Origin of the sequence: Microcoleus sp. B5-D4 (assembly GCF_036705145.1) — a bacterium.
In the GTDB taxonomy this organism is placed as follows: Bacteria; Cyanobacteriota; Cyanobacteriia; order Cyanobacteriales; family Microcoleaceae; genus Microcoleus.
Genome location: NZ_JAUBTV010000007.1, coordinates 107,579 through 115,203 on the forward strand (window position 1 = coordinate 107,579; position 7,625 = coordinate 115,203).

Genomic DNA, 7,625 nt, shown 5'->3' on the forward strand with positions numbered 1-7,625 from the left:
ATTTAGGAAGAAACCCGGTTTCTGAGCACCATGCTACATCCAAGAAACCGGGTTTTTACTTGATCTGTCGGTGGGAACGAAATATTGTCGTAAAAAACCAGGTTTCTGAGCTTACGCACTTCGACTAAAGAAACCAGTTTTTCACTTGATCTGTCGGTGGGAACGAAATATTGTCATAAAAAACCAGGTTTCTGAGTCAATCTCAAGGAGTAAGCTGTTGTGCATTTAAATCGTCCTCAGCATCCGAGTGTGTTAGGGGACAAATACAACTCTCCTGTCCCAGCCACTGCGATCCTACTTCATGCAGGGCTGCCATCACCGGTTGAATTTGGCGACCCTTGGGCGTGAGGGAATATTCTACACGGGGCGGAATCTCGGCATAAACACGCCGATCGACTAACCCTTGAGATTCTAACTCTCGTAGGCGTTGGGTGAGGGTTTTGGTGCTGATGCCAGGAAGTGCCGCGAGTAATTCGTGGGGACGGCGATCGCCTCCAAACAGTTCGCGTAGAACCAATATTGACCATTTATTGTCCAACAAGTCTAGCACAAATTGAATCGGACATTTAACCTCTACGCACTGACTCGCTTCCACCATAAACTCCCTGCACAGTTGCCTTCACGATAATTTCCATATTTCTTTAGAAATGGCTCAAGCGTCCTATTGGCTTCAATGCTTTACCTAAAGTAACTATAGGATACCACTGGTAACTGACTTGTGGGCGATCGCGGATTAAGGCAATGTGGTGCACAGTCATCAATTCCGAACAATCCACTCTCCACTCCTATGGTCAGTTCAATTAGTAAATCGGAGTCTGCTGGTCTCCCATCCAGCATTAAAGCACCTGTTCAAGAAACTCTGTTAACACCCCGCTTTTACACCACCAATTTTGATGCCGTTGCCGAAATGGATCTGTCCGGGCAACAAGCGGAATTAGAAGCAGTTGTAGCAGAATTGCGCGCGGACTATAACCGCCACCATTTTGTTCGCAATCAAGAGTTTGAGCAATGCTGGGACAAGATTGATGGCGAAACGCGAAAGGCATTTATTGACTTTCTAGAGCGATCCTGTACCTCGGAATTTTCGGGTTTTCTGTTGTTCAAAGAACTCTCCCGCAAACTTAAGAATCGCCAACCCTTGTTATCGGAAGCCTTTAGCTTACTGGCACGGGATGAAGCCCGTCATGCCGGTTTCTTGAATAAGGCGATGGCAGATTTTGGGTTGTCTCTCGATCTGGGCTATTTAACAAAAAATCGTACCTACACATTCTTCCCTCCTGAATGGGTAATTTATACTGTTTATCTGTCGGAAAAAATTGGCTACTGGCGCTATATTTTGGTGTATCGCCATCTCGAACAACATCCAGAACATCAAATTTATCCCCTGTTTCGCTACTTCGAGAATTGGTGCCAAGATGAAAATCGGCATGGGGATTTCTTTAAGGCTTTGTTGCGATCGCAGCCTAAGCTTTGGAATAACTGGAAGGCAAGACTCTGGGCGCGCTTTTTCCTACTGACGGTGTTTGCCACGCACACAATGACGGTGTTGGAACGCTCCACATTTTATGACTCCATCGGGATCGACCCCGACGAATATAACAAGCAGGTGATTCATCACACCAATGAAACAGCAAAACGGGCGTTTCCCAGTATTTTAGATACCCACCATCCAGAATTCTTTCCCCGTTTGGATCGATGCGCGATCGCCAATCAGAAGCTAGCAGAAATCTCAAGTAACCAGCGCCCTGCCGCCATCCAATTTTGCCAAAAATTACCCTGGATTGCTGTGATTGTCTGGCAGTTGTTGCGCCTTTATTTACTGCCCTCGATTAATGCTGAATCGTCCAGAACCGCTATTAATTAGGAGATATTGCCATGACTAATCTATCCACACGCCTCCGAGAAGGCACGATGCAATCCCACACCACAGCCGAAAATACGGCATTTATGAAATGCTTTATCAAAGGCATTGTGGAACGGGAACCTTTGCGTAAACTATTTGCCGATCTATACTTTGTTTACAGCGCCTTAGAAACGGCTTTGCAGAGCCATGTCAACCACCCGATTATCGGAACCCTCTATTTCCCTGAGTTAAATCGCACTGAGAATCTGGCTTGCGATCTAGCTTTTTATTACGGTGAAAATTGGCTGGAGGAAATTACGGCTTCGCCAGCGGGTTGTGTGTATCGCGATCGCATTCAAACCCTCTCAAAAACCGATCCAGTCCTGCTGATTGCCCATGCCTACACCCGCTACATGGGTGATTTATCCGGCGGACAAAGCTTGAAAAACGTGATTCGATCGGCGTTGTCTCTGCCGCCGGATCAAGGAACAAATTTCTATGAATTTTCCCAAATCTCAACACCAGAAGCAAGGCGAGTATTTAAGGAACGCTATCGCCAAACCTTTGATGAGTTTCCGGTGGAGGCTGACACGATCGAGCGAATTGTCGCCGAAGCAAATACGGCATTTACCCTTAACCAGGATGTAATGCACGAACTCGAAGCCGATGTAAAAGCGGCGATTGGAGATCATACCTTTGATTTGCTGACTCGGCAAGATCGCCCCGGTAGCACAGAAGGCCGCAGCCCTCATGCCAAGCGAGAATCTGTCGCGAAATAACTCGCCCCACGAAAACAAGATCGATCGTATCTCTAAAATATGCCGGGGTTCTGAATCTACAAAAACAAAGAAGGACACATCAGTTAATGAAACAGTTATCACAAACGGTTGAATTTGATGCTGCATTGTTGAATAAATACAACCAGCCTTTACCTCGCTATACCAGCTATCCACCCGCCACAGAATTAAGCACTGACTTCGATCGCAACGCATTTAAAACCGCGATCGCCATCGGCAATCACAAACAAACCCCCTTATCGCTTTACTGCCACATCCCATTTTGTGAAACCCCCTGTTATTTCTGCGGCTGCAATACCATCATTACCCAGCGCAAGGAGGTGGTAGAACCCTATTTAGGCTATCTCGATCGCCAAATTCGCCAAGTTGCCAGTTTGGTGGATGCCGATCGGCTGGTGCATCAGTTGCACTGGGGCGGCGGCACACCCAACTATCTCGATCGCAGTCAGGTAGAGTTTCTCTGGAACCAGTTAAATCGATATTTTCGGTTCGATGACGCGGCAGAAATATCGATCGAAGTCAATCCTAGCTATATCGATCGCGAATATATTCTATTTTTGCGACAATTAGGATTCAATCGGATTAGTTTTGGCATTCAAGACTTTAATCCCATTGTGCAGCAAGCTATCAATCGGGTGCAGCCGGAAGCGATGTTGTTTGATGTGATGGATTGGATGCGGGAAGCTGGGTTTGAAAGTGTCAATGTGGATTTGATTTACGGCTTACCTTTCCAGACACAAGCCACATTCCAGGAAACGGTAAAGAAGACCTTGCAATTAAATCCCGATCGCATTGCCGTCTTTAATTTTGCCTATGTTCCCTGGCTCAAACCGGTTCAGAAACGAATGCCGGAGTCTGCTTTGCCGACCGCTGGCGAAAAGCTGAAAATTCTGCAAAGTACGATCGCCCAACTGACGCAAAATGGCTATGTGTTTATTGGCATGGATCACTTTGCCAAGCCTAATGATGAACTGGCGATCGCGCAACAAGCTGGGCAACTACATCGTAATTTTCAGGGTTATACCACTAAGCCCGAATCAGATCTGTTGGGCTTTGGCATGACTTCCATCAGTATGTTGCAGGATGTGTATACCCAAAACCACAAGCGATTGAAAGACTTTTATCGGGCGATCGATGGGAATGAATTACCCATCGAAAAAGGCGTTCGACTGAGCCAGGACGATCTGATTCGGCGGACAGTAATCATGGAATTAATGTGTCAATTCCAACTGTCGGTGCAAGATTTGGAAGAAAAATACCATCTCGGCTTCGATCTCGATTTCAATGACTATTTTGCTCATATTTTGCCACAACTAGATCCCTTAGAAACCGATGGGTTAATCAAACGTTGGGGCGATGGCATTGAAGTAACGGCGATCGGGCGATTGCTAATTCGCAATATTGCATCCGTGTTTGATGCTTACCTCCGCGATCGTACAGGCGATCGTACAACCAAAACCTTTTCCAAAGCCATTTGAAATTTTGTAATGCAAACAACTCCCACTCGAGTTCCGCTGGATTGGACTGCGGTCTTCTTTTTCACGACTATTCATGCCCTCGCCCTCTTAGCCCCCTGGTGCTTCTCCTGGTCTGCCTTGGGTATGACCCTATTTTTGCATTGGTTATTTGGCAGTATTGGCATTTGTTTGGGCTATCACCGCCTATTGAGCCATCGCAGTTTTCAGGTTCCTAAATGGCTGGAATATGCGATCGCCCTGATCGGTACATTTGCTCTACAAGGAGGGCCAATTTTCTGGGTGGCGGGTCATCGGCTACACCACGCCTATACCGAGGATGTCGATAAAGATCCTTACTCAGCCCGTCGGGGGTTCTGGTGGAGCCATATGCTGTGGATTTTCTACCCGCATTCAGAATTCTTTGATTATGAACAGTACCAGCGGTTTGCCCCCGATCTGACACGCGATCGATTTTATTGCTGGCTGAATCGAAACTTTTTGCTGCTGCAAATCCCCTTGGGGCTACTGCTGTATGCACTGGGGGGATGGTCATTTGTCATCTGGGGTATGTTTGTCCGATCTGTTTTACTCTGGCATAGCACTTGGTTTATTAACTCGGTCACTCACCTGTGGGGATACCGTACCTTTGACACAAACGACAACTCCCGCAATCTTTGGTGGGCGGCTATTCTCACTTATGGCGAAGGTTGGCACAATAACCACCACGCCCATCCTAACGTTGCCAAAGCAGGCTGGCGCTGGTGGGAGTACGATCCTACCTGGTGGGCAATTTGGCTGTTAAAGAAATTAGGTGTCGCCCGAAAAGTGGTGATGCCACCGGCTCAAAATGGCACACCTTAGAATCACCCACAGGATTTACGCATGAGAGACCAAAAACCCGGTTTCTGCGTCAATATCTCAAAGGAATATCGACGATTTTTCAGAGAAACCGGGTTTTTTGCGTAAGTCCTAATCAAAATATAGGAGATCGAGCTGAAGCCATGTCTACAGTCACTACACCCTCCACTTCTGTTTACGGCCCAGTCCAATCATGGCGCTTTGGGCGATCGCTAGGAATTGATCCGATCGGGCCAGATTCTACTTGCTCATTTAACTGTGTGTATTGCCAGTTAGGTGAGATTGAGCACCAGAGTTGCAACCGCCAAATTTTTGTCCCGACTCAGAAAATTCAACAGGATCTGCAATCCTTCCCTGTCGGCGATGTGAACACCATCACCCTCAGCGGTAGCGGTGAGCCAACTCTGGCGCTGAATTTAGGCGAAATTCTGCTTATGGCGAAGCAAATGACCGGGAAGTTGGTTGGGGTATTGACCAACGGCAGTTTGCTGGGCGATCGCGCGGTGTGTGAGGAACTGGCGATCGCCGATTGGGTAGCTGTCAAAGTTGATGCCATTGCTGCTGAATCATTCTGTCGCATCAATCGCCCCATGCCAACCATCAACCTCCAGGACATTTGGGCCGGTCTCCTCCAATTTCGCCAACTCTATTCAGGACACCTGGCAATTCAGACGATGCTACTCACCGACTGGAACGAACAGGATCGGGCAGAGTACATCCGCCGGATGCAAGCATTATTGCCGGACGAAATCCAACTCAACACGCCGACGCGACTTTGCCCGCTAACGCACCAGCTAGAAGCACGAGGGAACGATCCGCCCAATGCCTGTTTATATCCGACAAGGCAACTGAAGCAAGTCAAGGCTGAAGTGCTACAGGTTTTTGGCGATCGCATTGAACGTGTCACAGGAATTCCAGTGCGTTACCCATTATTAAAACCAGAGGCGGAGAAGCGATGAAACCTCAGAAAACAAACCCATATTTTCAGCTTTTAGAAATTCCCCCTGGCTATCTCAACATCATGGGATATATAGACGAGTCGGAAGTGAATGGGCCCGGTTGTCGAGCCGTGATCTGGGTGCAAGGATGTCTGCGGGAGTGTCCAGGCTGCTTTAATCCGGCTTCCTGGTTTTTTGAGATTAATCAATTAATTGCGGTTGATGTTCTTGCTCAGCAGATTCTCAGCAATCCTCGCAATCGGGGTGTCACTTTTTCGGGCGGAGAACCTTTTTGGCAAGCTCCAGCCTTGGCAGATTTGGCACGCCAAGTCAAAGCAGCAGGATTAAATGTCATGTCGTTTACTGGCTTCACGTTAGAACAATTGCGATCGCAACAAGGGCCCGCCGGTGTTGAGGAGTTGCTGGAACAACTCGATATTTTAATCGATGGTGCTTATGTGCAGTCTTTGGCAGTCCACTCACCCGATTCTCTCGTTTCTTCCAGCAACCAGCGCGTCCATCTTTTCAATCCTGCTTTTGAGGCTCAACTCACTTGGGCGAGCGATCAGATGGAGATCCATATTCTCAAAGATGGCAGTCGGATTTTCACAGGCTACCGGGGTCAAATGAATCTGGCTGACTCGGAGTTATGAACCCGATCGCATTAAGCATCGAGCATCCAAGCAATACACTTTTGCATTTGATTGCTCATTGTTTGTCGATCGGCATTATACCTGCGGCCGTGTCCCGGCAACACCCATTCAAACGAGTAATTAGCCAACTTCTGCATAGATTTGATTTGTTCTGGCCAAGAATACCAACAGACATCGTGAAAGCCAACTAGCTGCTGCAAACTTTCCGACCAAGCAAGATGATCGCCGGTGAACAAAAACTTGTTATTGTAAAGCAAAACTGTGTGACCTTTCGTGTGACCTGGCACAGATATAATCAACAAATCATCTGCTAGTTGATACGGTTCGGTGGGCGACAATTGCATTTCTACACGGCAAGTATCAGCGTTAATTTCGTCATAATGAATGATGCGATCGCACCCAAAATGATCGTGGTATTGTTGATGATCTGCCACATCATCGCGGTGAGTCAAGTACATATAGCGAATGCCACCCATTGCTTCTATGTTTTTGACTAGCGGCGGCACAAAACGGGGAGAATCAACTAAAATATTGCCATCAGGCCGGACAATTAAATAGCTCGCTGCGGCGTAGGATTTCTCTGAGTGGTAGCCGCAGTGATAGACATTTTCTGCTATGAGTGCGGGTAACAGTTGCTGGGCTTCTTTGATCCTTTTGGGTTTTTCTACAGTCCCGATCGAACTTGTGGGACAAGACAAAAGAGCCGCGAGCGATCGCATTTCTTCAGTTTCATTAGTTGGCTGGTGGTAAACCGCAGACTGTTCTCCCGCTTGACCAAATACTTCAGGTGCCATCCACCGACAAGTATCACAGTCAATGCAGGTACTGTCTACATAAAAGTTACCGTTAATATTTTCAGCACGCCTCCGATTAATGTTAGCCATTTTTCTACCTGTTAATAAGCCATATAAATTATGGTAACTTACTATAATGAGTACCCCCGACATCCCGCCGGGGTTTAGACCCGTCTCACAGACCAAGCCGATTAAAACTCACCTTTGGCACCAATCTCAAGAACGGGCTCTCCGGCCCGTTCCACAAGAGATAAATTTTCTTGTGGAACAGGCATCTTGCCTGTT

At 47.4% G+C, this 7,625-nt stretch carries 9 protein-coding genes; 6 read left to right on the forward strand and 3 right to left on the reverse strand.

Annotation, left to right across the window (positions count from 1 at the left end):
- Positions 1-202: 202 nt before the first annotated feature.
- The gene (locus tag QUB10_RS05325) at positions 203-598 is read right to left on the reverse strand and encodes a helix-turn-helix domain-containing protein (protein WP_333200210.1); all 396 of its coding nucleotides are present in this window, start codon (positions 596-598) and stop codon (positions 203-205) included.
- 43 nt (positions 599-641) lie between these two features.
- Positions 642-776 (reverse strand): hypothetical protein, encoded by a 135-nt coding sequence (locus QUB10_RS05330; RefSeq protein ID WP_333143296.1) that lies wholly within the window; start codon positions 774-776, stop codon positions 642-644.
- 11 nt (positions 777-787) lie between these two features.
- Here QUB10_RS05330 and acsF point away from each other — a divergent pair, with 11 nt between their 5' ends.
- The 6 genes from acsF (at position 788) to QUB10_RS05360 (ending at position 6,546) form a co-directional block, all read left to right on the forward strand.
- The gene (acsF, locus tag QUB10_RS05335; protein ID WP_333200212.1) at positions 788-1,864 is read left to right on the forward strand and encodes a magnesium-protoporphyrin IX monomethyl ester (oxidative) cyclase; all 1,077 of its coding nucleotides are present in this window, start codon (positions 788-790) and stop codon (positions 1,862-1,864) included.
- Positions 1,865-1,875: 11 nt separating this feature from the next.
- Positions 1,876-2,622: a heme oxygenase (biliverdin-producing) gene (locus QUB10_RS05340; RefSeq protein WP_333200214.1), complete on the forward strand. Its 747-nt coding sequence runs from the start codon at positions 1,876-1,878 to the stop codon at positions 2,620-2,622.
- Positions 2,623-2,708: 86 nt separating this feature from the next.
- The gene (gene hemN, locus QUB10_RS05345) at positions 2,709-4,118 is read left to right on the forward strand and encodes an oxygen-independent coproporphyrinogen III oxidase (protein ID WP_333200216.1); all 1,410 of its coding nucleotides are present in this window, start codon (positions 2,709-2,711) and stop codon (positions 4,116-4,118) included.
- 9 nt (positions 4,119-4,127) lie between these two features.
- Entirely contained in the window at positions 4,128-4,958 is an 831-nt protein-coding gene (locus QUB10_RS05350; RefSeq protein ID WP_333200219.1) for a fatty acid desaturase, read from the forward strand.
- 140 nt (positions 4,959-5,098) lie between these two features.
- Entirely contained in the window at positions 5,099-5,914 is an 816-nt protein-coding gene (locus tag QUB10_RS05355) for a radical SAM protein (RefSeq protein WP_333200221.1), read from the forward strand.
- Positions 5,911-6,546, forward strand: coding sequence for a 4Fe-4S single cluster domain-containing protein (locus QUB10_RS05360; RefSeq protein ID WP_333200223.1), 636 nt, complete (start codon positions 5,911-5,913; stop codon positions 6,544-6,546). Before QUB10_RS05355 ends, QUB10_RS05360 begins: the two co-directional genes overlap by 4 nt.
- An 11-nt stretch (positions 6,547-6,557) precedes the next feature.
- Here QUB10_RS05360 and QUB10_RS05365 read toward each other — a convergent pair whose 3' ends face one another.
- Positions 6,558-7,430, reverse strand: a complete 873-nt coding sequence (locus tag QUB10_RS05365) for an MBL fold metallo-hydrolase (protein ID WP_333200225.1) — start codon at positions 7,428-7,430, stop codon at positions 6,558-6,560.
- Positions 7,431-7,625: the final 195 nt, after the last annotated feature.